Genomic DNA, 777 nt, shown 5'->3' on the forward strand with positions numbered 1-777 from the left:
AATACGACGAAAGGCGCTACCTCAAAGCCCTGGAAAAATCAAACAGCCCACTACTTAAAACCATTGAGACAATCAAGAAAACCCACCCCAAACTCGGTGAACAGTTTTCCTAAAAATCACTTGTCAGTTGGCCTCAGTGGTTTGTTGTTCTGCCTTGGTTAGTCGAAGTAAGTCCATTCTCGGCTGGAGCTGTCGAAGTAGTATCCATCCATCATACCTGCCGCATCCCTATACTCAAAACGAAAATAATCAGCCTCTGCTAAGTAGCTGTGCGAGTCCTGCAACAGGTTCGGTGGAGTGGACGCGGTGAGAGTAGCTAAATCCTTCGGATACTCTCCGTGCTTCTGTCGGTAGTCCTCCAGCATCGGAATCATCTCGGCCACGAATGCTCGAGCTTCGCGAATCTCCCAGTAGTGAATCACCGTCCCGGTTCCGAGCGAAAGAAGCAGTGACCCTCCAGTGATGAGTGAGATGAGAAAAGTAGCCCTGAGTCCATTCGGGATTCCTCCCGTGTGCTTAAGACTGATCGCCAACCAAAAAGCCATGAACATTGCAAGCGGGACACCGAGATACATCCCTGCCGCAATCACGATGATCCAATGCCCGAACGTTCCTTTCAGCAGGATGCCTGATATGAGAGCAATCATGGCTGCAACTATCGCGAATCGCTTCATATTTTTTGGCAGAGATTATATGGTTGATGATTTGCCAGACCAGCACCTTTTCAAGGAAAAATGGCGTGCTTAGGATTTTCGTGGGCTATCCCGCAGCCACTTG

The 777-nt window shown here is 49.2% G+C and carries 1 protein-coding gene; it reads right to left on the reverse strand.

Annotated elements, in window-relative coordinates; genetic code table 11:
• Positions 1–158 precede the first annotated feature (158 nt).
• Entirely contained in the window at positions 159–674 is a 516-nt protein-coding gene (locus JIN78_RS16830) for a hypothetical protein (RefSeq protein ID WP_200393159.1), read from the reverse strand.
• Positions 675–777: the final 103 nt, after the last annotated feature.

It is taken from the genome of Roseibacillus ishigakijimensis (assembly GCF_016595415.1).
GTDB classification, from domain to species: Bacteria; Verrucomicrobiota; Verrucomicrobiia; order Verrucomicrobiales; family Akkermansiaceae; genus Roseibacillus; species Roseibacillus ishigakijimensis.